Here is a 22,864-nt window from a genome sequence, read left to right on the forward strand (position 1 = left end):
CTTGCTCAGGGGACGTCGAGCGTCGAGTACTGCGGCTCGCCCTGGAACGCGGCGGCGCAGGCCGACACGTCGCCGAACACCGGGTCGGTGTCGTAGGTGAGCGCGAACGCGCCCGCCTTGCCCGCCCAGCACTCGCTCGCGCCGTAGTCGAACGTCCAGCTCCCGTTCACGCCCTCGGCGAAGACGCGGGCGTCGCCGCGGCCCGAGCCCGTCCCGTCCCAGCGCGTGTGGAGCGAGAGGCCCACCGGGTTCGCCGCCGGGTCCTGGCCCCGGAACGCGACCTGGAGGTCGCCGCCGGCGCCGGTCGCCACGAACGCGTACGCGGCGTCGAGCGGGTTCCCGTTCTGCTCGTCGCGGGAGCCGACGAGCTGCGCGTCGATGCGGGTCGCGGCGGTGGTGTCGTACTGGAGGGAGAGCGTGCCGTAGCGCAGCTCGGACTCGGGGAGCTGGCGGGCGTTCTCGAAGGAGACGGTGAGCTCACCCTTGCCGCGACCCGCGGCGGCCGGCTCGGCCACGCCGCTCACGATGGGGAGGAACGGGCCGGGCTCGACGAGGTTCATGGCCGAGAGCTCGTAGCGGAACTTGCCCTCCTCGACCTTCGTGACGACGAGCTGCCAGCGCTTCACCTTCAGGCCCGCGGTGATCTTGCTCTCCTCGTCCCAGGGCCCCCAGGTGCAGGTGTCGCCGCTGCAGCCGGTCGGCGGGAGGAGCGTGATGAAGCGGATCGTGGCGAGCGTCCACCACGCTCCGCCGTTCACGGTCCAGGCGGTGACGTAGGACCAGCGCGCGTAGTCCGAGGTCGTGACGGCGGGGAACCGGGCGTCGAAGGTCGCGTCGGCCGCCGTCGTCGCGGTCAGCGCGGCGGGGGAGGCGGCCGTGGACGACGCGTCGGCGCTGTCCTTCGGCGTGTCGATGCGGATGGCGCTCGCCGCGGGGATGGCGCTCCGCGCCTCGTCCGGGGTGATGTCCTGCTTGCCGCAGGCTGACGCGAGCACGGCGAGGGCCAGGGTGGCGATCGTCTTTCTCATCTCGAAGACCTCGGTGGTCGGCCGGTTCATTCCGGCGCGGTCTACGGAGAGAGACACGCTACCCCCCTCGGAATGGAAACGGGCAGGCGAGCCCGTGCCGCGAGGGGGGTGCGCGGAGGTGGGTGGCGACGCTCGCCGGACGTCGCCCGGGGGCTACGCAGCGACCGGCGGGTTGAGGCAGAGCGCCGAGTTGAGCGCCACCACCGCCCGCTTGTAGTCGTCCCGGTTGATGACGAACTGGATGCTCGTCTGGCGCAGCGACTGCGAGACGGCGTTCACGTTGATGCGGTTCTCGGCGAGCGCCGCGGTCGCGCGGGCGAGGACGCCCGGGAACGCGATGTTCGTGCCGATGACGCAGACGATCGCGGACGGCACGGCGGTCACGACCTCGTAGGCGTTCTCGAGCTCCTCGACGAAGCCCGCGCTCACCGACTTGTCCCAGACGACGTGGGTGATCGAGTTCGCGTTGGTGGCCTTGAGGATGTACGAGACCCCGTGCTTGTGGAAGAGCTCCATCACCCCGTAGTCGAAGCCGACCGTCCCGACCATCGACGGATCGTGGATCTCGACGGCGGTCACCTTCGGTGACCCTGCGATGATCTCGATGCGCGCCTGCTTGCCGACGTACTGCTTGGTGATGAGCGTTCCGGGGTGGTCGGGCTCGAAGGTGTTCTTGAGCCGGATGGCGATGCCCGCGAGCTCCATCGGCTTCGCCGCCTTCGGGTGGATCGCCTCCATGCCCACGTCGGCGAGCTGATCGGCGACGTCGTAGTTCGTCATGCCGACCACGACCGCGTTCTCCGCGCCCACGAGCTGCGGATCGGCCGAGGAGAGGTGGAACTCCTTGTGGATGACCGCCTCGTCGGCCTTGATCTCGACCGCGACCTTGCTGAAGGTGACCTCGGAGTAGCCGCGGTCGAACTCCCGCATGATCCCCTCGACGCCCTTCGTGTAGCCGGTGACGACCACCACCTGGTGCGCGAGGTCGATCCCCTTGAACGAGGCGTGGATGCGCTCGTCGATCGTGAACGGCTCGTCGTCGTCGAAGCCGGTGAGGTCCATGAGCGAGGCCGCGACGCCCTTCGCCTTCAGGATCTCCACGCTGTTGAAGGCGCTGTGCGCCTCGCCGATGGCGGCGAGCATCTCGCGCGCGGCGAGGAGCACGCTGTCGCGCCGGAGGTAGCCGCTCGCGAGGACGTGGCGCATCGAGTCGAGGTACGCGCGCAGCTCCCGCATGCGCCGCTCGATGAAGCCATCGGCGCGGGCGAGATCGAGGCCGAGCGGCGCGAGGCCCGCGTTGATCTCCTTCAGCTGCCCGGTGAGCTTCTCGAGGGCGCCCACGTAGTCCGCGCCGTTCGCGAAGCGCGCGTACACGCCGGGCTCGCCGGTCTTCTTGTGCTCGAGGAGCTGGTTCGTCACGCCGGCGTAGGCGGACACGACGTACACGCGTCCGTGCACGCGCTTCGGGTCGCGCAGCATGATGTTGCGGAGGACATCCTCGAACGCCGACATCGAGGTTCCACCGATCTTCTCGACGCTGATCATCGAACGGGTCCCGCGGGGCTGGAAGGTGTTGGGTTCCGGGCGAAAGCCGGGATGATACCAACTGTGGCCGGGATGGCGACCCCCCTGGGGCGCGAGCGGCCGACCGCCGGGGTCCGGGAGCCAGGTGAGACCGTTCCGTCGGGCCCTACAGCTCGTTCAGATCGTCGAGCCACTGCGGCCAGTGGTTCGAGGGCGAGGCCATCGAGGGCGGGTCGATGCGCGCGAGATCCGTGCGGATCCGCTTGAGCCGCTGCGCGACCGACTCCTCGTCACCCCACCACTGCAGGAACACGTCGATCGCGTCGAGGAACAGGCCCGCGCTCGAGCTCACGAACACGGGCCGCTGCCCCTGCTCCAGATCGACGAGCAGCACGCGGCCGCTCCCCCGCTCGAGGACGAACACCGCGGCGGCCGGCTCGTCGCCCCACGACATCGGGTCGCGCATGGAGCCGAGCACCCAGCCCGCCACCACCCCCGCCCCCTCGGCGGCGCCGCCGGCGAACTGCTCGAGCGTGCGGAGCCGCCCGTCGGCGAGCTCGGAGGTGAAGAAAGTCGGGCCGGTCCAGCCCGGGATGCGGACCTCGCGCGGCACGCCGCGCAGCGCGAGCGTGCGCGCGGCGGCGCCGAGGTCCGGGTACTTCTCGCGGAGGCGATGGCGCTCGGTGACGACCACGGCGCGCATCATGCCATGACCGGGGGGTGGCGCGAACGCGCAGCCCGGAACCACCTCCAACCACATTTCGCGCCGCGAGCGCGAGCGCGAGGCAGGAGGAAGGTGGGCTCAACGCACGACGGAGGAGCCGGTCGCGAGCCGCACCGCCTTGCGCAGCCCCGGGAAGCGAAGCCGCAGGGCGGCCTCCTCCGGCGCGAGCCACGCGTGCTCGGCGTGCTCGTCGGAGATGCGCACCTCGAAGCCCGGCGGGAGCCGGGCGGCGAAGGCGGTCTCCTCCGCGAGCCGCAGCGCGCCCTCGGGGAGCCGCGCCAGGGCGGGATCGATCCCGAAGGCGTGCCGGTAGCCGAGCGGCTCGACCGGCACGTCCGCGCCGGTCTCCTCGTGGAGCTCGCGCCGCGCCGCCTCCGCCTCGCGCTCGCCCGGCTCGATGCGCCCGGTCACCGGCTGCCAGAAGCCGCCGCGCGCCTCGCTGCGGCGCAGGAGCAGCACGCGTCCGTCGGCGCCGATCGGCACGACCGAGATCGTGCGCAGATCCGGCGCCGCGTCGGCGCGCGCGCGCTCGAGGGCCTCGGCCGCGTGGGCGGCGAGCCGCTCCTCGACCTCCGGCAGCTCCGGCACCGCCCTGCCCCGCTCGCGCAGCTCGGCCTCGAGGCTCGTGACCCCGAGCCTCGGATCTGCGATGCCGCACGGCACGATCACCTGGAAGTGCGTGAGGTCGGTGCGGACGTTGAACGCGAAGCCGTGCGAGGTCACCCAGCGCGACAGGTGGACGCCGATCGCGCCGACCTTCTTGCGGCCGATCCAGGCGCCCCTGTGCTCCGCGTGCCGGCCCGCCTCGACCCCGTAGTCCCCGCAGGTGCGGATCATCGCCTCCTCGAGCGCGGTGACGTACCGGCGGACGTCGGGGCGGTCGTTGAGATCGACGACGGGGTAGCCGACGATCTGGCCGGGCCCGTGGTAGGTGACGTCGCCGCCGCGGTCGGTGTCGTGCAGCTCGAAGCCCTGCTTCGCGAGCCAGGCCGGCGCGGCGACGATGTTCGCCCGGTCCGCGCCGCGCCCGAGCGTCACGACCGGCGGGTGCTCGAGCAGGAAGAGGTGGTCGATCCCGGGCGGCGTCGCGGCTCGCACCGCGTCGCCTGCGAGGCGCATGAGCGCGAGGCCGTCCTCGTACTCGACGCGGCCGAGCCTGTGGACGAGGAGCGTGCGCACGTTCGTGGCGCCCGTCATGCCCGCGCGGGCGCGGGCTCCTCGCCCTTCTTCTTGCGCTCGGGGGGCTTCAGCATGTGGATGGGCTCGCCGAGCGCCGTCTTGCAGGCCTCCATGAACGCCTCCGGGAGCGTCGGGTGGGCGTGGATGGTGAGCGCGACGTCCTCGAGGTAAGCGCCCATCTCGAGCGCGAGCGTGGCCTCGGCGATGAGATCCGCCGCCTCCGGCCCGACCGCCGTCACGCCCAGGATGAGCTTCGAGGCGCGGTCGGCGACCACCTTCACGAACCCTTCGGTGTGGTGGATCGCGATCGCGCGGCCGAGGGCGCCGAACGCGAACTTCCCGGTGATGGGATCGTGCCCCTGCGCGCGGGCCTCCTCCTCGGAGAGCCCGACGGTACCGATCTCGGGGTCCGTGAAGATTCCTCCCGGCATCGCGACCCAGTCGCGCGCGGACTTCATCCCGGCGATCACCTCCGCCGCGATCTCGCCCTCCTTCGACGCCTTGTGCGCGAGGAAGGGCCCGCCCGTCACGTCGCCGATCGCGAAGACCGACGGCACGCTCGTCCGGTACTGCGCGTCGACCTCGATGCCCTTCGGCCCGACCTTCACGCCGATCTTCTCCAGCCCGAGGCCCTCGGGGCTCGGCCGGAACCCGACGGCGACGAGGATCTTGTCGCACTCGATCGTCGTCTCCTTCCCCTCCACCTCGACCTTGACGGCGAGCGCGGCGCCCTTGCGCTCGAAGCCCTTGGCCTTCGCGTTCACGTGCACGGTGACACCGCGCTGACGGAGGTTCTTCTGCACGAGCCGCACGGCCTCCGGGTCGATGCCGGTGAGGATGTTCGGCAGCGCCTCGAGGAACGTGACCTGCGAGCCGAGCTTCGCGTAGACCGTGCCGAGCTCCATCCCGATGATCCCGCCGCCGATGCAGACGAGCCGGTTGGGCACCTCCGGGAGATCGACGGCCTCCTTCGCGCTCCACACGTCCTTGCCGTCGAACTTGAAGCCCGGGATCTCGACCGGGCGCCCCCCGGTCGCGACGATGAAGGCCTGCGCCTCGATGCGCGTCCGCTCGCCGTTCTGCTCGACGTCGATGGCGGTGGGCGACACGAACGTCGCCGTCCCCTTCACCACCTCGACGCCGTTGCCCTTCTCGAGCAGGCCGACCCCGCTCGTGAGCTTCTTCACGACGCCGTTCTTGAACTCGCGCAGCTTCGCGACGTCCACCTTCGGCTCGCCGACCATGATGCCGCGCTCGGCCGCGCCCTTGATCTCGTCCACGAGGTTGGCCGCGGCGATGAGGGCCTTGGAGGGGATGCACCCCCAGTTCAGGCACACGCCGCCGAGCGTCTCCTTCTCGACGAGCGCAACCTTCTTCCCGAGCTGCGCGAGCCGGATGGCGGCGGGGTACCCGCCCACGCCGGCGCCGATGACGACGGCGTCGAAGGTCTTGGTGGCCATGGAGCGCTCTCCTTGGTGAAGTCCCGCGGGTGAGATGTAACCGCGCGAGCTCGCGCGCGCGGGGACTCTATCGGCGGCGAGCCGACGGTCAACACGAAAGCGGCTCCCCCGAGAGGGACGGGGCGCTCGCTCAGCGGGTGCGGGACCGCTTGCGCCGCCGCGCCTCCTCCTTCTCGGAGAGGACGCAGTGCACTTCGGGCGCGATGCCCGAGAGCCGCTGCACCACGGCGGCGGCGGCGGCGAGGCCGAACGCGCCGGTGACGAACGCCGCGCTGCCGTAGACCTTCGGGCCACGGCGACGCTCCTCCGTCCCGCGCGGGCGCGCCCCGGGGACACCGTCCCCATCGCCCGGCAGCGCGAGCGTCTCGCGCGGCGTCTCGACCGACCAGACGGCGAGGACGCCCGTGGGCTGGGCGGCGGAGATCCCATGGCGCCGGCGCAGGTACTTGCGGACGTCCTTGGCGAGCTGATCGGTGTGCGACTCGCACAGGTCGGTCACCTGGATGGCGGTGGGATCGAGCCGGCGCGCGGCGCCGAGCGAGGTGACGATCGGGATGCCGAGCGCGAGGCAGCGCTGGATGACGTGGAGCTTCGCGACCACGGTGTCCATCGCGTCGACGACGAACGACACGCCCGGCGGGACGATCCGCTCCGCGCTCGCCTCGGAGTAGAACTCGGCGATCGCGTCCACCCGCACGGCCGGGCTCACCCGGGCGAGCCGCGCCGCCATCTCCTCGACCTTGAGCGCGCCGAACGCGCCCTCGAGCGCGTGGAGCTGCCGGTTCGCGTTGGTCTCGTCGACCCGCTCGCCGTCGACGAGCGTCACCCGCCCGACGCCGGCGCGCACGAGCGCCTCTGCGGTGAAGCTCCCCACGCCGCCGACGCCGAGCACGACCACGTGCGCCGCGGCGAGCCGCTCCATGGCCTCCGGCCCGAGGAGGCGGGCGGTGCGGTCGTGGCGGGGCGAGACAGGACTGCGAGAGGGGGCGCAGCCGGAGGAGGCTGCGCCGGAGCGAGCGGGGGGACCGGGGGGGCGCGCCGTCTGCGTCCCCCCGGCAAGATGACGCGTGTCCATGCGCGCGTCGTTCTACGCCCCTAGCGCCCGAGCCGGAAGAGCGCCCGGGCGTTCTCGCTCGTGAGCGCGTCCACCTCCGCGAGCGTGCGCCCGGTCGCGCTCGCCACGGCGGCGGCGATCTCCGGCAGGAAGGCGGGCTCGTTCCGGCCGCGGTGCGGCCGCGGCGTCTGATCCGGCGCGTCGGTCTCGAGGAGCAGCCGCTCCGGCGGGACCGCCTGGACGGCGGCGATGGGGCGCCGCGCGCGCTCGTAGGTCACGGGGCCGGCGAACGAGAAGTGGAGGCCGAAGCGCAGGTAGCCCTTCACCTGGTCGGCGCTCCCCGAGAAGCTGTGGAGCACGCCCCCCGCCGGCAGCGGCGCCTCGTCGAGGAGCGCGAGGAGCGGCTCGTGGAGCTTCAGGCAGTGGAGCACGACCGGCAGCCGGTGCCGGCGGGCGAGGGCGAGGTGCGCGCGGAGCACGCGCACTTGCCGCTCGAGCGGGGCGCCGGCGGCGACGCTCGGCCCATCGAGGCCGCACTCCCCCACGGCCACCGCGCCGCCCTCGGCGAGCGCGGCCTCGAGCGCCGCGAGGTGCCGCGCGTCGTCCCGCGGGTCGAGCTCGGGGAGGAGCTGCGGGTGGACGCCGAGCCCGAAGTGGACACCCGGGGTGCTGCGCGCCCAGCCCGCGAGCCCCGCCCAGCCGTCCGGACCGATCGCCGGGACCACGAGCTCCGTGACGCCCGCCGCCCGCGCGCGCTCGACGACCCGATCGCGATCGGGCGCGAACTCGAGCTTGTCGAGGTGGCAGTGGGTGTCGATCAGCGCGGGCCTACGCCATGTGCATGAAGAGCAGGTTCGGGTCCTCGAGCGTCCGGATGATCTCGTAGCAGAACGCGGCCGCCTCGTGCCCGTCGATGACGCGGTGGTCACTCGTGATCGAGACGTGCATCACGTCGCGAACCACCACCTGCCCGTCCCGCACGACCGGCGTCGGCCGGATGCGGTGCACGCCCAGGATGCCCACCTCGGGGTAGTTGAGGACCGGGGTCGCGAACATCCCGCCGAGCGCGCCGAGGCTCGTGATGGTGAACGTCGAGCGGCCCATGTCCTCGGGGCGCGCGCGGCCGGCCTTCGCGTCCTGCGCGAGCCGCTCGATCTCCCGCGCGAGCTCGACGAGCGAGCGCCGATCGGCGCCGCGCACCACCGGCACGACGAGCCCCGCGTCGGTCGCGGAGGCGATGCCGATGTCGTGGCGGCGGTGCACGACGAGCTCGCCCCGCTCGTCGTCCATCGTCGCGTTGAGCCTCGGGAACTTCCTCAGCGCGGCGACGACCGCCTTCACGATGAACGGGAGGAACGTGACCTTCACGCCCTCGTCCTTCGCGGCGGCGGCGATCCGGTCCTTCACCCGCGCGAGCTCCGTCACGTCGCACTGCTCCACGAAGGTGAAGTGCGCGGCGGTCCGCTTCGAGCGGGCCATGTTCTCGGCGATCCGCTTGCGCACGCCGCGGAGCGGCACGCGCTCCTCGACGCCGCCGCCCTCGGGGCGGAGCGGGATGGGCGCCGGGGCCGCCGCCCGGGCCGGTGCGAGCTCCGTCACCGGAGCGGCCGGGCGCTCCGGCCGGCCGTGCCCGTTCGTGCCGTTCCGGAACGCGGCGAGGTCGTCCTTCGTCACCCGCCCGCCCGGCCCGGAGCCGGCCACCGCGTTGATGTCGATCTCGAGCTCCCGCGCGAGCGCGCGCACGGCCGGTGTCGCGAGGGCCTTCTGGCCCGCGGGGCGCGGCGCGGCGGCCTTCGCGGCCGGAGCGTCCACGCCGGGCGCGGCGCTGCGGGCCGCCGGCGCCTCCGTCCCGGCCTTCGCCTGGGCCGTGGCGGGGGCGGACGGGGACGGCGCCGCGCCGTCGAGCTCCAGCTCGATGAGCGGCGCGTGCACCTTCGCGACGTCGCCCACCTTCCAGAACAGCGTCACCACGCGCCCGCGCTTCGGCGAGGGGATGACCACCGTCGCCTTGTCGGTCATCACCTCGACGAGCGGCTGGTCCTCGGCGACGACGTCGCCGGGCTTCACGAACCACTGCTGCACCTCGGCCTCGACGACGCCCTCGCCGATGTCCGGGAGCTCGAGCTTGTACGCCATGGGTTCGGCCTCGCTTGCCCGGGGGGCGGCGTTAGTACGACACGACCTCGCGGATCGCCTTCAGCACGCGCGGCGCGCGCGGCAGGTACTCGTTCTCGAGCGTGTACGGGAACGGCGTGTCGAACCCGGTCACGCGCGTGATGGGCGCCTCGAGGTGGAGGAAGCACTTCTCCTGCAGGATCGCGGCGAGCTCCGCGCCGAAGCCGCAGGTGCGCGGGGCCTCGTGCACCACGATCGCGCGGCCGGTCTTCTTCACCGACTGGACGAGCGTGTCGGTGTCGAGCGGCTGCAGCGAGCGCAGGTCGATGACCTCGCAGTCGATGCCCTCCGCCTCCGCCTCGCGCGCGGCCTGCTCGACCTCGTGCCACATCGAGCCCCACGCCACGAGCGTCAGCGCCGAGCCCTCGCGCGTCACCTTCGCCTTGCCGATCGGCACCTGGTACTCGCCCTCGGGCACCTCGCCCTTCGCGGCGCGGTACACGCGCTTCGGCTCGAAGAACAGCACCGGATCCGGATCGCGGATGGCGCTGATGAGCATGCCCTTCGCGTCGTACGGGTTCGAGGGGACGACCACCTTGAGCCCGGCGGTGTGGACGAAGTGCGTCTCCGGCGACTGCGAGTGGTAGTGGCCGCCCTTGATGCCGCCGCCGTACGGCGTGCGGATCACCATCGGGCAGGCGTACTGGCCGCCGGAGCGGTAGCGGTACTTCGCGACCTCGTTCACGATCTGGTCGAACGCGGGGTAGATGAAGTCCGCGAACTGGATCTCCGGGACGGGCCGGAGGCCGTAGAGCGCCATCCCGACCGCCGTCCCGATGATGCCGCCCTCCGCGAGCGGCGTGTCCATCACGCGATCGGCGCCGAACTCGTCGTAGAGCCCCTGCGTGGCGCGGAACACGCCGCCGAACTTCCCGACGTCCTCGCCGAGCACCACCACGTCGGGGTCGCGGCGCATCTCGAGGCGCAGGGCGTCGTTCACCGCCTGGATGATGTTCATCGTCGGCATGCGGACCTCTCGGGCGTTCAGGCGTCGGAGTGGCGCGGGTTCGCGACGCGCGGGTCGGCGGCGACCGCGGCCTCGAGCTCGGCGAGCTGCTCGCGGAGGAGCGGGGTCGGCTCGGCGTAGACGTCCTCGAACAGGCTCTCGAGCGGCGGCTTCGGCGCGAACGCCTCCGCCTCCTTGAGGACGCGCTGCAGCTCCTCGCGCACGCCCGCGCGGATCCGCTCGTCCGCCGCGTCGTCGAGCGCGCCCCGGCGCGCGAGGAAGCGGCGCATGCGCAGGAGCGGGTCCTTCTGCTTCCAGGGCTCGACCAGCTCGGCCGGGCGGTAGGCGCGCGGATCGTCGGAGGTCGAGTGGCCCTCGACGCGGTAGGTGACGCACTCGATGAGGGTGGGCCCCTCCCCCGCCGCGGCGCGGGCGCGGGCGCGCCGCGTCGCCGCGTGCACGGCCAGGAGGTCGTTCCCGTCGACGCGCTCGCCGCGCATCCCGTAGGCGATGGCCTTCTGCGCGATCGTCTCCGACCCGGTCTGCCGCTCGCGCGGCACGCTGATCGCCCAGCCGTTGTTGCGGCAGATGAACACGACCGGCAGCTTGCGGACCGCCGCGAAGTTGAGGCCGGTGTGGAAGTCGTGGGCGCTCGTGCCGCCCTCGCCGAAGTAGGTGATCGCGACCATCGGATCGCCCTTGAGGCGCGCCGCCCAGGCGGCGCCGACGGCGTGCGAGATCTGCGTCGAGATGGGCGAGGAGATCGACGTGAAGCGGCCGGGCCGCCACGCCTCGTGGCACGGCATCTGCCGGCCCTTCATCGCGTCGCCGGCGTTGCCGAACAGCTCGCAGAGGAAGGTGACGAGCGGCATCCCCCGCATGAGCGCCGCGCCGTGCTCGCGGTAGCAGGGGAAGATCCAGTCCTGCTCGTCCATCGCGGCGGCGGAGCCGAGGATCGAGGCCTCCTCGCCGATCGACCCGATGTAGAAGCCGATCCGGCCCTGGCGCTGGAGCGTGATCATCCGCTCGTCGAGCGCCCGGTTGAGGACCATGAGCTCGTAGAGCTTCAGCACCTCGGCGTCGGACAGCGTCACCTCGTCGGGCGGCCCGACGAGCTCGCCGTCCTCGGCGACGAGGCGGTACAGCGGGAACTCCTTCACGAAGCGGCCGGGCTCCCACTCTCGGTGGTTGCCGCGCTGCCGCCTCGGTACCGCCCCCACCTCGTGCTCTCGGCGCATGCGTCGCTCCGGTCAGGGACCAGGGGCTCGCGAGGCGATCTCGCCCCTCAGGAACAGCTCGGCGGCGCGGTAGCTGGACCGTACGAGCGGTCCGCTCGCCACGTACCGGAAGCCGAGCGCGAGGCCCGCCTCCCGCCACGCCGCGAACTTCTCGGGCTTCACGAACTCGACGACCGGCAGGTGCCAGGCGCTCGGCCGCAGGTACTGACCGAGCGTGAGGATCTCCACGCCCGCCGCCCGCAGGTCCTTCATCGCCTGGAGGAGCTCGTCCTCGGTCTCGCCGAGCCCGACCATGATCGAGGACTTCGTCACGATCCGCGGGAACTCGCGCTTCATCCGCGCGAGGACGCCGAGGGTCTGGTCGTAGCCGGCCTTGAGATCGCGCACGACCGGCGTGAGCCGGCGAACCGTCTCGAGGTTGTTCGCGAACACGTCGGGCGCGGCCTCGCCGACCGCGCGCACCGCCGCCGCGTCGCCGCGGAAGTCCGGCGTCAGCACCTCGACGAGGAGGTGCGGGATCGCCTTGAGCCGCCGGATCGCGTCGGCGAAGTGGCCCGCGCCGCCGTCCGGCAGGTCGTCCCGGTCGACGCTCGTCACGACGATGTAGTCGAGCCCGAGCTTCGCGATGGCCTCGGCGAGGTGGCGCGGCTCGTCCGGATCGAGCGGCGGCGGCTGGGCCGCCGTCTTCACGTTGCAGAAGCGGCAGCCGCGGGTGCAGACGTCGCCCATCAGCATCACGGTCGCCGTGCCGCCGCCCCAGCACTCGGCCACGTTCGGGCAGTGCGCCTCCTCGCAGACCGTGTGGAGCTCGAGCCCCTTCACCGTCTCGCGCACCTTCTGATAGCGCTCGCCGCCCGGCACGTTGACCCGCAGCCAGCCGGGCTTCCGGGCGCTCATCGGCACGCCCTGCTCCCGGAAGGCCTGGAGGATGGATCTCGGGTCTTGCGGCGGCTCGCCGGCGGAGCCCAGGACGGGCAGGCTGCTGCGCGGGGTGTCGGACATGTTGCCGCGCGGGATGTAGCGGTGGACTGGCGCTGGGTCAAGACGCGGCGCTCAAACGGGCGACCGCCGGGCGAATCCTGGGCACTGGGGGTGCAACCTGCATGCTATAGTTTCCCGGCCCGCCCCTTCTGGGCGCCCCCTCTTCGCCGAAGGAAGAAGCGCTCGAATGGCGGAGTCCCCCAGCGAACCCACCCGCATCCTCATCGTCGACGACGACACCTCGGTGCGTGACGTCATCGCGGTCCTGCTCGGGGAGGAGGGCTACGCCGTCACGGCGGTGTCCTCGGCGGAGGCCGCCCTGGACGCGGCTCGGCTGAGCGAGTTCTCGCTCGTGATCAGCGACGTGCGCATGCCGGGCAAGGACGGCTTCTGGCTCCTCGACCGGATCCGCGAGCTCCACCCGGACACCGCGGTCATCATGCTGACCGCCTTCGGCGACACCGAGGCCGCGGTCGAGTGCCTGCGGAACGGCGCGGCCGACTACCTCCTCAAGCCGCCCAAGGTCACCGATCTCATCCGCGCCATCGAGCGGGCCCTCGGGCGGCGGCGCCTCGAGCTCGCGCGCCAGCGCTACCGGCGCAGCCTCGAGAACCGCGTGCGCGAGAAGACCGCGGAGCTGTCGCGGACGCTCGGGGACCTGCAGGCCACCTACTCGCAGACGCTCTGGTCCCTCGTCGCAGCGCTCGACGCGCGCGAGCATGAGACGAGCGACCACTCGCAGCGCGTCGTGCGCTACACGCTCGCGGTGGCGAAGCGGCTCGGCCTCGCGGAGAAGGAGCTGCCGGACATCGGCCGCGGCGCGCTCCTCCACGACATCGGCAAGATCGGCGTGCCCGACGCGATCCTCCTGAAGCCCGCCAAGCTGACGCCGGCCGAGTGGGCCGAGATGCGCAAGCACCCGCAGATCGGCTTCAACATCCTGCAGTCGGTCGAGTTCCTCGACGTGCCCGCGCAGATCGTGCTCTGCCACCAGGAGCGCTACGACGGCGGTGGCTACCCGCGCAGCCTCGCTGGCGACGCGATCCCCATCGGCGCGCGGATCTTCGCCATCGCGGACTGCTTCGACGCGATGACCAGCGACCGGCCCTATCGCAAGGGCGGGACGGTGGACGCGGCGCGCGCCGAGATCGCGCGCTACTCCGGGACGCAGTTCGACCCCCGCTGCGCCGACGCGTTCCTGTCGATGTCCCCGGACGAGCTCGCCGACCTGGCGCGCACGACGCAAGCCCGGCCGATTTGAGTTGATCAAGCACGTGACGGAAGCGGGTTGTAACGCGTCAGCAGGGAGGGGCCCCGTCGCGAAGCGACGGGGAGGGACGCAGTCCCTCCCGGCGGGGAGCCTTCGCGTTCCGGCGAACGCCGGCGCGAAGGCTCACGGGCCCCGCCGAGCAGGGGTGGGGACCCCGACGACGGCGGCCAGCCGTCGGCGGGGCGGGGGCGGCAGCCCCCGTCAGACGACCGGTGATCTGGACCGCGCCTATCGGGTATAACGGGCGCGTGTCCGAGCCCGACAGCGCGCAGCCGGTGAGCGGGCCCCTCGTCGACGGACAGGGGCGGAGGATCCAGTACCTGCGGCTGTCCCTCACCGACCGCTGCAACTTCCGCTGCTCCTACTGCGCGCCGATGGGGCCGGACCGGCAAGAGGATCCGCTCACGAGGCCGGAGCTCGCCCGCGTGGTCGGGGTGTTCGCGAAGCTCGGCATCCGGCGCGTGCGGCTCACGGGCGGCGAGCCGACGCTCCGCCGCGAGCTCCTCGACATCGTGCGCGACGTGAGGGCGACGCCGGGGATCGAGGAGATCGCCCTCACGACCAACGGCCACGCGCTCGCGACGCACGCGACCCTGCTGCTGGACGCGGGCGTCTCCCGCCTCAACGTCTCGCTCGACACGCTCGACCCGGCGAAGCTCCAGCGCATCTCCGGCCGCGCCGCGACGCTCGAGCGGATCGTCTCCGGCATCGAGGCGGCGTTCCGCGCCGGGTTCGACTCGGTGAAGCTCAACGTCGTCGTGGTCCGGGGCGAGAACGAGGACGAGCTCGGGAACCTCGCGCGCTTCGCCTGGCGCTTCGGCGCGACGGCCCGCTTCATCGAGCTCATGCCGTTCGGCCCGGGGAAGCCGGTGCCGACCTCCGAGGTGAAGGGGCTCCTCGAGGCGCAGGGCATCCGGCTCGAGCCGGACGCGACGCGCGGCTGGGGGCCCGCCTATCACATGCGCGGGACCTCGGACGCCGGGGGCGTGCCGGTGAGCGGCCTCGTCGGCTTCATCGGCGCCATGACCGAGAACTTCTGCGACGGCTGCAACCGCGTGCGGGTCGGCGCCGACGGCTCCCTGCGCGCCTGCCTGGGCGGCCGGGATCGCGTGCCGCTGCGCGAGCTCGTCCGCGGCGGCGCCTCCGACGAGGAGATCGCCCGGGCGGTGCGGACGGCGCTCCTCGCGAAGGGCGAGAAGCACGAGATGCTGAGGGGCGGCGCGGGGCTTTTGCCGATGATCGGATCCGGCGGCTAGCGCTGCGGCGCACGCTGCCTGCCTGCGCCGGGCAGGCTCGTCACTGCGCTGCTCGGCGTACGGAAGCAGTACGCCTGCGCTGCTCGTTCCTCGCGTGCCCGGCTCGGCGACGGCATCGTGTGCCTCGCCTCCGCTCGCCCAGAACTACGGGCTCGTGCGCCGCTACGCTGCGACGCGCGGGCGGATGTTCGCCCTGATCCAGTCGATGATCCCCTGCGTCGGCGAGCCCGGCAGGAACACCTCGGCGACGCCCTTCTCCTTCAGCTTGGGCACGTCGTCCTGCGGGATGATCCCGCCGCCGAAGACCACGACGTCCTTCGCGTCCTTCTCCCCGAGCAGCTCGACCACCGCCGGGAAGAGCGTCATGTGCGCGCCGGACATGATGGAGAGGCCGATCGCGTCCGCGTCCTCCTGGATGGCGGCGGCGACGATCATCTCCGGCGTCTGGTGCAGGCCGGTGTAGATGACCTCGAAGCCTGCGTCGCGCAGGGCGCGGGCGATGATCTTGGCGCCGCGGTCGTGACCGTCCAGGCCGGGCTTCGCGACGACGATGCGGAGGGGGCGCTCTTTCGCGGGGCTCATGCCTTCGTCTCCATCGGGAAAACGACGAGTTCCAGCGGCTTGAGTGGTGTACCGCAACTCCAGCAGGGCCGCCACCGGGGCTCCCGCGGGGGAAGAAGACCGCTCTGCTCGACGGCGCAGCCCCGCGAGCCGTCCGCCCTAGAACCGACCGTCCTCCCGGTAGGTGCCGTGGACCTTCCGGAAGACGTCCGAGATCTCGCCGAGCGTCGCGTACGCCTTCACCGCGTCGATGACGGGCGGGACGACGTTCGTGCCCTCCCGCGCCGCGCGCTCGACGGCGCCCAGCGCCGCGGCGGCTCGGGCCGCGTCGCGCGAGGCCTTCACCTCCCGGAGCCGCTCCACCTGCCCGCGCGCCACCGTCTCGTCGATCTTGAGGATGGGGATCGGCTCCTCCCCCTCGGTCTTGAACGCGTTCACGCCGACGATGATCCGCTCGCCCGCCTCGATGTCGCGCTGGTAGCGGTAGGCGCTCTCCGCGATCTCGCGCTGCGGGTAGCCCTCCTCCACCGCGCGCAGCATCCCGCCCATCTCGTCGATGCGCCGGATGTGCTCGAGGGCGCGCCGCTCCATCTCGTCGGTGAGCCACTCGACGTAGTGACTCCCGGCGAGCGGGTCCACGACGCGGTCCACGCCGGACTCGTGCGCGATGATCTGCTGCGTCCGGAGCGCGATGGTCACCGCCTCCTCGGTGGGGAGCGCGTAGGTCTCGTCGAGCGAGTTCGTGTGGAGCGACTGCGTGCCCCCCAGCACCGCCGCGAACGCCTGCAGGGCGGTGCGGACGACGTTGTTGTAGGGCTGCTGCGCGGTGAGCGACACGCCGGCGGTCTGGGCGTGGGTGCGGAGGAGGAGCGACTCCTTCTTCTTCGCGCCGAACCGCTCCTTCATGGTGCGCGCCCAGATGCGCCGGGCGGCGCGGAACTTCGCGACCTCCTCGAAGAAGTCGTTGTGCACGTCCCAGAAGAAGCTCAGCCGCTGCGCGAACGCGTCCACGTCGAGCCCGCGGTCCACGCACTCCTGCACGTACTCGATGCCGTCCGCGAGCGTGAACGCGAGCTCCTGGACCGCCGTCGCCCCGGCCTCGCGGATGTGGTAGCCGGAGATCGACACCGGGTTCCAGCGCGGCATCTCCCTCGCACAGAACTCGATGACGTCGCAGTTCACCTTCACCGCGGGAGCGGGCGGGATCATCCACTCCTTCTGCGCGATGTACTCCTTCAGCATGTCGTTCTGGAGCGTGCCGCCGAGCTTCGCGCGCGGGACGCCCTGCTTCTCGGCGACGGCGACGTACATCGCGAGCGCGATGACCGCGGTCGCGTTGATGGTCATCGAGGTCGTGACGTCGCCGAGGGGGATCCCGTCGAAGAGCAGCTCGAAGTCGCGCAGCGTCGAGATCGCCACCCCCTCCTTGCCGACCTCGCCCCGGCTCATCGGGTGGTCCGCGTCGTAGCCCATGAGCGCCGGCATGTCGAAGGCGGTCGAGAGCCCGTTCACCCCGTGCTGGAGCAGGTACTTGAAGCGACCGTTCGTGTCCTCCGGGCTCCCGAAGCCGGCGAACTGGCGCATCGTCCAGAGCCGCCCGCGGTACATGGTCGCCTGCGGGCCGCGCGTGAACGGGTAGCGGCCCGGGTAGCCGACGTCGCGCAGGTAGTCGGTCTCCCGCACGCTCGCGGGGTCGAGCACGTCGGGGATGGGGATCCCGGAGTCGGTCTCGAAGCGCGCCCTCCGGTGCGCGAGCTTCCCGAGGACCTCGGAGAGCTCGCCCTGCGTCCAGGACTCGCGCTCGGCGAGGATCCTCTGGAGCTCCTCGCGCGCGAAGGTCGGGTGCTCGGCGCGCGTGGGCGCGGACGGTGTGTCCTTCCGGTGGGTGGGCGCCTTCTGGCCGAGATCCTTTGCCGCCTTCGCCATGCGACCTCCGAGCGCGGGTGCCCCGGACATCTAGCCGGCGCGCGGGAGAGACGCAGGGAGCCCGGCGGGGGCGCCAGACGAGCGAGGCGGCGGCTAGGGCGGCGCGCCGCGGCGCGTCAATACTGGCCGTACAGGTACACGGCGGGCATCACGCCGAACGCATCGAGGTCGCGCTCCTTGAACAGCACGTCGGCCTTGCCCGCCGTGTAGAGGAGGTTCAGCTCGGCGCCGACGAAGACGTGCCGGTAGCCGAGCGCCGCGCCGAGGACGCCGCCGGTCGTCTGCACGAAGCCGCTCGAGTCGGTCCCGAGCAGCTTCGCCTGCGCGGCGCCGCCGTCGTAGACGATCGGCAGATCCGGGATCACCTGGACCTTCCAGCGCGTGAGGGTGTAGCGCGCGCCCACGTAGGTGTGGGCGATCTCGCGCCACTGGCGGCCTGCGACGAACGCGAGCTGGTAGTCCGTGAGCCCCGCCTCGCCGTGCAGCACGTTCTCGATGACGTCGCCGAACGTGCCGAGGTCGCGCGTTCCCCAGCCGACGAGCATCGTGCCGGCCCAGCCCTCCGTCGTCGGATCTCGCGGGCCGAACGCCTGCCAGCCGAGGTCCAGCCCCTTCGAGTCCGGGCCCCAGTGGACCCCGCCGTCGAAGCCGGGCGCGAAGCCATAGCGCGCGGACACCTCCGTGTGCGACGAGAGCGGAGCGACGAGCGCGAAGCGGAACGCGGCGTCGACGACCGGCTCCACGTCGGCGGCGGTCCAGCACGAGCCGCTGCCGTCCGGGCAGGCCGTCGCCTTGGAGCGCAGGTTCTCGGCGAGTTCCCGGCCGTCGCGGACGATCGCGGCAGCCTGGGTGTTCACCTGGTACCCGGAGCCGAGCTCGGCGCGGAACGCGCCCTTCGGCGCGACGCGGCCGGTGTTGCCGACGAAGCTCGGGGCCGCGCAGGCGCTGGCGGCGAGGAGCGTCACGATCGCGAGGAGGCGCATGCCCCGGATGGTAGCAGGTGGCGCGGCCCCGTTGCCGCTTCGCTGCCTCTCCCACCGCGCCGTACGCGCTTGACCGCTCGCGCGCGAGGCCCTATAAACCCGCGTTCTCGAAAGCCTCTCGGTGAGGTAGCTCAGTCGGCTAGAGCGAGGGTCTCATAATCCCTAGGTCGAGAGTTCGATTCTCTCCCTCACCACTCCGAACCAAGCGAATTCGACAGGAAAGACGGGCGCCTAGGGCACACCCCTGGCGCCCGTCTGTCTTTGTCCGATCGGCGCAGTAACCTCATTCCCCAGCCATTCCCCAGGCGCGGAGAGGCCATGCCGAACGAGACGAAGGGCGGTCACTGGGAAGCGTGCGAGGTCCGCGGGCTGCGCATCTGGCGCGATGCTGACGGCCGGCGGAGCTACCACATCCGCAAGAGCATCGGCGGGAAGCGGTACGAGCTCGCGACCGGCGCGACGAATATCCAATCCGCGATCGAGCACCTCCGGCGTTTCGAGGTGGACCCGGAGCGGTACGACCCGCGGGGCGACGCGCGAGAGGGCGTCTTCCTCACGGAGGAGCTCGTCACGGAGTACCTCGCCTACTCCAAGGGCGAGGGCAACTCCGCACCGTGGCGCCGCAAGCAGAAGCACATCCTGGCGTGGTGGGGCGACCGCCTCGAGCGGATCGACCTCCGGCGCGCGAGCCTCCACGATCACATCCTGCCGGCGCTGAAGCGGAAGGACGCGACCGCGAGGCATCACCGGGTGGCGGTGCTGAAGGGCCTCTTCACGTGGCTGCGGACCGAGGCGCACCGGATCACGACCGCCGAGGACCCCGTGTTCGGCCAGCTCAAGGTGCCGCAGGCGAAGATCGCGCAGCTCACCAGGTCCAAGGTGGTGCCGCGCGATCACGTGCTGCTCGTCGTCGAGCACCTCGCCGCGCCGTGGCGGGACGCTCTCCTCCTCCAGGCCGGCACCGGCTGGCACACAACCGAGATCCAGCGGTTCGCGGCGGAGGGGTCGATCGAGCCGCTCCCGAAGCACGCCGCGCAAGAGGGGGTCGCGGGCGTCGTCGTCTGCCCGATGCGCAAGAGCGGCGAACCGCAGCGGACGCGCGTTTCCCCCGACGTGCTTGAGGCGGCGAAGCGGCTCCGCAAGCACGGGGCGATCTCGCGCGAGTGGTACGACCGCGCCGTGAAGGGCGCGTGCGCCGTGGTGAAGCGCCCGGACGGCGAGGCCGGGATCCCGGCGTTCACCCCGGGCCACCTCCGGCACTCGGTCGCGTCGTGGGCGATCGACGCCGGCGCCGACCCGGCGCAGGTCGCCGCGTTCCTGGGGCACCGCTCGCCGCGGACCACGCGGAAGTTCTACGCGACGCACTCGGCGCCGACGAAGGTGCCGACGCTCGCGTGACAGGCTCCCGGAGTAGGCTCCGGGACGGCAGGGGGCAGGGCCGGCCAGCCCGGCGCTTTCCCGAGGCGCCAGCCCCCGCCCGCTTCATCCTCGCTCGGGACCGCTTCTCGGGAGGCGGTATGAGTCGCGATCGGAAACCGGATCGACGCCCACGCGCGCGCCCACCCGCGATCGTGCCGTCGCGCGGCGCGGCGGCGCTCAGCCAGGCGCGGCAGATCGAACTCGCGGACCACCTCGCTGGAGCACTCGACGTCCTAGAAGCGGCGCAGGTCTTCTACGCGATCGAACACTGGTTCGCGGCGCTGGGCGTCTACACGCCCGAGGTGCAGGACGACGCCGAGACGTCGCGCCGCTGCTGCGCGGAAATGGAGGTGCACGCGCGGGGACTTCGCGACGCGATGCGGGGCGAGACCCTCATCGACCGTGCGGGGCTCTGTCGGGCAGCCGGCATCGAGTGGCCGGACATCGAGAAGTTCCTCGAAACAATCAGCCAAAGCGCGGCGCGGCTCGCGGAGGGACCGCAACCGCGTGGAAGGGGCGGCGCGCCTCCGGTCGAGTGGCGCGAGGACCTGATCGCGCTCGTGCACGCGCACTACCCGCGCGGCAAGGCCACAGCGACGCGATACGGGCATTTCGAGAACACGATCGAGCTGCTGCTCGGGTACTTGGGCGAGGAGCTCGAGGATCTCCACGTGCAGATCGTCCGCACGCTGGCGCGAAAGCCTCACTCACCGTTCATCATGCAGGTTGACGATCCGCGAACAGAGCCTCGTCGGTACCTGCCGTGGAGCGCGGGCCACCTGAGAATGGTGCGGCCGGCATAATTCGATCGTGCCGCCCGAATTGCGCCCCCTGTAGTGGCGCCCGGCTCCCGGCAGTATCGGGAGCATGAACGCTAACGCTACCCCGGACGCTCCGAGTCCGCTGCGCGCCGCGCGGCTCCGCGCCGGCATGAGCATGGAACAGCTCGCCGTGAAGGCGGGCATCGGGCGCGCCACGCTGTACTGGGCGGAGAAGGCGCCGCACCGGATGTCGGACCGCACCTTGCGCGCCGTCGCAGCCGTGCTGGGCCTCGAGCCGGCGGAGCTCCGGCCATGAACGCGCGCAAGGTCGCCGTCGCCGGCCTCGCGCTCACCTTCCGCGAGGCTGCAGCACTCCTCCGGATCGACCGCAGTTCGACGCTGCACGAGCTCATCCGCGCCGGCCGCCTCCGCCCGGTCCCCTGGGGCAAGGGGCAGCGCATCCCGCTCGAGCAGATCCAGGAGCTCGCCCGGACCGGCTTCACGGTGAGCGGGAAGCCTTCCCGCGCTCGTTCGACCCCGCGCCGTGCGCCCGCCGCGGGCGTCGGAGCTCGCATCCGAGCGATCGAGGTGGGGTCGTGAAGCGGGTTCGCGCGGTACTCGTGGGCGATGACGGGGTGTTCCTCGTCTTCACGGACGGAACGATCGCGCGCCTCCTCCCGAGCGGCCACCCTCGTCCGGGCTGCGCGCACGCGACGGCGACGCGTCGACGGGAGCCGTGATGCCGAAGCGCCTGCTCGACGATTCGTTCCTCAGCTCCCCCTCGATCGCCGCCGTGTCGCCGCGGGCACAGGACGCGTTCCCCCGATTCATCCTGCTGGCGGACGACTTCGGATGCTTCGACGCGAACCCCCGCGTCCTCCTGGGCAAGGGCTGGCCGTACCGCGAGGACGTCACCGCTGACGACGTCGCGGCGTGGCTCGACGAATACGAGCTCGCCGGGATGGCGCTGCTCTGGGACGAGGCCGGGCGGCGGTGGTGCTACCTCACGGGTTGGCACGGCGTGCACGGGCAGAAGCCGCGCGACGAGTACCACCACGAGAAGGCGCCGCGCGGCTCGAAGCGGAAGACGCCGCGGCCGCCCGGGTGGGACCCCGTCACGCGCACGACCTGGAGGGCGCGCGACTCGGCCGCAGCGCCGTCGACAGAAATGGCGAGTGATTCCGTTCCCGCGCGGGAAACTTCCGGGAACGAACCGGGAGCCGCGTCTTTCCCGGTTACGCAGCTTCAGCCGCAGCCGCAGTTGCAGTCGAAGTTCCAGGCGCAGGCGCAGAGCCAGCCGCAGCCGACGCGCGCGCGAGCGGCGGAGCTCGGGCCGATGGGCGCCGACTACCGCGCTTGCATCGAGAGGGCGCTCGGGAGAGGTCTCGCACTCGGGAGCATCGAGGAGGCCGAAGCACTCGAGGCGCTGCTCGAGACACGCGGCGTTGAGCGCGCCGCAGCCTGGACCGTCGCGACGCTCGAGAGCCGTCCGGAGAAGCATCGTCCCCGGTCGATCGCGTGGTGCGTGGAAGTTCTGCGGGACCTGCCGCCACCGCCGCCAGAGCGCCCCGCCGAGCCAGTTGGCTGCGCGGAGTGGGCAACGATGCTGGCGACGTTGCAGGAGGAGCGGCCGCGTGAGCTCGTCGAGCACTGGCTCGCTCCGCTCCGTGGCCGGCTGCGCGAGGGTACCCTCGAACTCGAAGCTCCGGACGAGTTCCATCGCGCGTTCGTCGCGGACAACTGCACGCCGCTCCTGGTCGGCCTCGCTCGCGAGGTCTTCGGCGGCGCGGTCGCGATCCGATTCATCGCCGCCGGCGAAGCGCAGGAGGCTGCGTGAGCCACGGCACGACGACCGAGGCGCTCGAGCGCATCAGGGCGATCACCGCGCGCGCCGCGCAGGAGGCCGCAGGAGCGGCGATCCTCGACGACCCGCGCCCGCCCCCCTCGCCGGAAGGCGATCGCCCCGCAGAGGCGAAGCCAGGCCGCGCGGCGCTCTCCCTCGAGATGGGCGACGTTCGGGCGAGGGAGACGGCGTGCACGCGGCTGCGGGCGCTGCTCGCTGGCGGCGCGTGGCGGAGCGCGCTCGAGCTCGTCGAGGCCGGCGGGCTCAGGTACGGCGGCCGGCTCCACGAGCTCCGCCGCGGCGAGGACGGCGGGCCGCCGCTCGAGGTCGAGAGCGAAGTGCGGGAGCACAACGGCAGGCGCGTGTGGTGGTACCGGGCGAGGGATCCGCGATGACGTGCGCCGTCAGCCGCTCGCATCGACGTGCGAAGCGCACGCACCGTGCCGGGGGGTGCCGAAGGTACTTCCTGAGCGGGGAGCGGTACGCGGGTGCGCAGACGCGCCCGAACCGACTAAGTACCCGGCTTTTCTTGTGTT

The 22,864-nt window shown here is 72.2% G+C and carries 22 protein-coding genes and 1 tRNA gene; 9 read left to right on the forward strand and 14 right to left on the reverse strand.

The features are described from left to right. Positions 1-5 precede the first annotated feature (5 nt). The 11 genes from MNY62_RS09915 to lipA form a co-directional block, all read right to left on the reverse strand. Positions 6-1,028, reverse strand: a complete 1,023-nt coding sequence (locus tag MNY62_RS09915; protein ID WP_242343992.1) for a hypothetical protein — start codon at positions 1,026-1,028, stop codon at positions 6-8. A gap of 153 nt (positions 1,029-1,181) precedes the next feature. Beyond that, on the reverse strand, positions 1,182-2,573 hold the full coding sequence (locus MNY62_RS09920; RefSeq protein ID WP_242343993.1) for an aspartate kinase: 1,392 nt from the start codon (positions 2,571-2,573) through the stop codon (positions 1,182-1,184). A gap of 145 nt (positions 2,574-2,718) precedes the next feature. Further along, positions 2,719-3,258, reverse strand: a complete 540-nt coding sequence (locus MNY62_RS09925) for an SUKH-4 family immunity protein (protein ID WP_242343994.1) — start codon at positions 3,256-3,258, stop codon at positions 2,719-2,721. 96 nt (positions 3,259-3,354) lie between these two features. Further along, complete coding sequence (lipB, locus tag MNY62_RS09930) at positions 3,355-4,455, reverse strand: lipoyl(octanoyl) transferase LipB (RefSeq protein ID WP_242344024.1); 1,101 nt, start codon at positions 4,453-4,455, stop codon at positions 3,355-3,357. Positions 4,456-4,469: 14 nt separating this feature from the next. Then, positions 4,470-5,915 (reverse strand): dihydrolipoyl dehydrogenase, encoded by a 1,446-nt coding sequence (gene lpdA, locus MNY62_RS09935; protein ID WP_242343995.1) that lies wholly within the window; start codon positions 5,913-5,915, stop codon positions 4,470-4,472. Between the two features lie 130 nt (positions 5,916-6,045). Beyond that, positions 6,046-6,837, reverse strand: coding sequence for a tRNA threonylcarbamoyladenosine dehydratase (locus MNY62_RS09940; protein ID WP_242343996.1), 792 nt, complete (start codon positions 6,835-6,837; stop codon positions 6,046-6,048). A 173-nt stretch (positions 6,838-7,010) separates the two neighbouring features. Further along, a complete protein-coding gene (locus MNY62_RS09945; RefSeq protein WP_242344025.1) occupies positions 7,011-7,790 on the reverse strand; it encodes a TatD family hydrolase in 780 nt (259 codons plus the stop codon). A gap of 7 nt (positions 7,791-7,797) precedes the next feature. Continuing rightward, positions 7,798-9,105: a dihydrolipoamide acetyltransferase family protein gene (locus tag MNY62_RS09950; RefSeq protein WP_242343997.1), complete on the reverse strand. Its 1,308-nt coding sequence runs from the start codon at positions 9,103-9,105 to the stop codon at positions 7,798-7,800. A gap of 31 nt (positions 9,106-9,136) precedes the next feature. Beyond that, entirely contained in the window at positions 9,137-10,111 is a 975-nt protein-coding gene (locus MNY62_RS09955) for an alpha-ketoacid dehydrogenase subunit beta (protein WP_242343998.1), read from the reverse strand. 17 nt (positions 10,112-10,128) lie between these two features. Next, positions 10,129-11,328, reverse strand: coding sequence for a thiamine pyrophosphate-dependent dehydrogenase E1 component subunit alpha (locus MNY62_RS09960; protein WP_242343999.1), 1,200 nt, complete (start codon positions 11,326-11,328; stop codon positions 10,129-10,131). 12 nt (positions 11,329-11,340) lie between these two features. Then, the gene (gene lipA, locus MNY62_RS09965; protein WP_242344026.1) at positions 11,341-12,225 is read right to left on the reverse strand and encodes a lipoyl synthase; all 885 of its coding nucleotides are present in this window, start codon (positions 12,223-12,225) and stop codon (positions 11,341-11,343) included. A 271-nt stretch (positions 12,226-12,496) separates the two neighbouring features. On the opposite strand from lipA, the gene MNY62_RS09970 reads away from it, so the two are divergent. Both MNY62_RS09970 and moaA read left to right on the forward strand, forming a co-directional pair. Then, the gene (locus MNY62_RS09970) at positions 12,497-13,570 is read left to right on the forward strand and encodes an HD domain-containing phosphohydrolase (RefSeq protein WP_242344000.1); all 1,074 of its coding nucleotides are present in this window, start codon (positions 12,497-12,499) and stop codon (positions 13,568-13,570) included. A 257-nt stretch (positions 13,571-13,827) separates the two neighbouring features. Further along, on the forward strand, positions 13,828-14,835 hold the full coding sequence (moaA, locus tag MNY62_RS09975; protein ID WP_242344001.1) for a GTP 3',8-cyclase MoaA: 1,008 nt from the start codon (positions 13,828-13,830) through the stop codon (positions 14,833-14,835). Positions 14,836-14,997: 162 nt separating this feature from the next. On the opposite strand, the gene MNY62_RS09980 is transcribed toward moaA, so the two are convergent. The 3 genes from MNY62_RS09980 to MNY62_RS09990 all read right to left on the reverse strand — a co-directional run bounded on the left by MNY62_RS09980 (position 14,998) and on the right by MNY62_RS09990 (position 18,305). Then, positions 14,998-15,417 (reverse strand): cobalamin B12-binding domain-containing protein, encoded by a 420-nt coding sequence (locus tag MNY62_RS09980; protein WP_242344002.1) that lies wholly within the window; start codon positions 15,415-15,417, stop codon positions 14,998-15,000. 138 nt (positions 15,418-15,555) lie between these two features. Continuing rightward, entirely contained in the window at positions 15,556-17,322 is a 1,767-nt protein-coding gene (locus tag MNY62_RS09985) for an acyl-CoA mutase large subunit family protein (RefSeq protein WP_242344003.1), read from the reverse strand. A gap of 116 nt (positions 17,323-17,438) precedes the next feature. Then, the gene (locus MNY62_RS09990; RefSeq protein WP_242344004.1) at positions 17,439-18,305 is read right to left on the reverse strand and encodes a hypothetical protein; all 867 of its coding nucleotides are present in this window, start codon (positions 18,303-18,305) and stop codon (positions 17,439-17,441) included. Positions 18,306-18,425: 120 nt separating this feature from the next. Here MNY62_RS09990 and MNY62_RS09995 point away from each other — a divergent pair. The 7 genes from MNY62_RS09995 to MNY62_RS10025 all read left to right on the forward strand — a co-directional run bounded on the left by MNY62_RS09995 (position 18,426) and on the right by MNY62_RS10025 (position 22,723). After that, positions 18,426-18,499: transfer RNA gene (locus MNY62_RS09995), tRNA-Met, on the forward strand. A gap of 124 nt (positions 18,500-18,623) precedes the next feature. Beyond that, complete coding sequence (locus tag MNY62_RS10000) at positions 18,624-19,703, forward strand: tyrosine-type recombinase/integrase (RefSeq protein ID WP_242344005.1); 1,080 nt, start codon at positions 18,624-18,626, stop codon at positions 19,701-19,703. Positions 19,704-19,822: 119 nt separating this feature from the next. Beyond that, a complete protein-coding gene (locus tag MNY62_RS10005; protein ID WP_242344006.1) occupies positions 19,823-20,527 on the forward strand; it encodes a hypothetical protein in 705 nt (234 codons plus the stop codon). Positions 20,528-20,591: 64 nt separating this feature from the next. Then, on the forward strand, positions 20,592-20,801 hold the full coding sequence (locus tag MNY62_RS10010) for a helix-turn-helix domain-containing protein (RefSeq protein ID WP_242344007.1): 210 nt from the start codon (positions 20,592-20,594) through the stop codon (positions 20,799-20,801). Then, the gene (locus tag MNY62_RS10015) at positions 20,798-21,085 is read left to right on the forward strand and encodes a helix-turn-helix domain-containing protein (RefSeq protein ID WP_242344008.1); all 288 of its coding nucleotides are present in this window, start codon (positions 20,798-20,800) and stop codon (positions 21,083-21,085) included. Before MNY62_RS10010 ends, MNY62_RS10015 begins: the two co-directional genes overlap by 4 nt. Positions 21,086-21,224: 139 nt before the next feature. After that, positions 21,225-22,322 (forward strand): hypothetical protein, encoded by a 1,098-nt coding sequence (locus MNY62_RS10020; RefSeq protein ID WP_242344009.1) that lies wholly within the window; start codon positions 21,225-21,227, stop codon positions 22,320-22,322. Then, positions 22,319-22,723 carry a hypothetical protein gene (locus MNY62_RS10025; protein ID WP_242344010.1) on the forward strand — a complete coding sequence of 135 codons (405 nt, stop codon included), beginning with the start codon at positions 22,319-22,321 and terminating at the stop codon, positions 22,721-22,723. Before MNY62_RS10020 ends, MNY62_RS10025 begins: the two co-directional genes overlap by 4 nt. Positions 22,724-22,864: the final 141 nt, after the last annotated feature.

This window comes from Anaeromyxobacter terrae (genome assembly GCF_022690685.1).
GTDB lineage: Bacteria > Myxococcota > Myxococcia > Myxococcales > Anaeromyxobacteraceae > Anaeromyxobacter > Anaeromyxobacter terrae.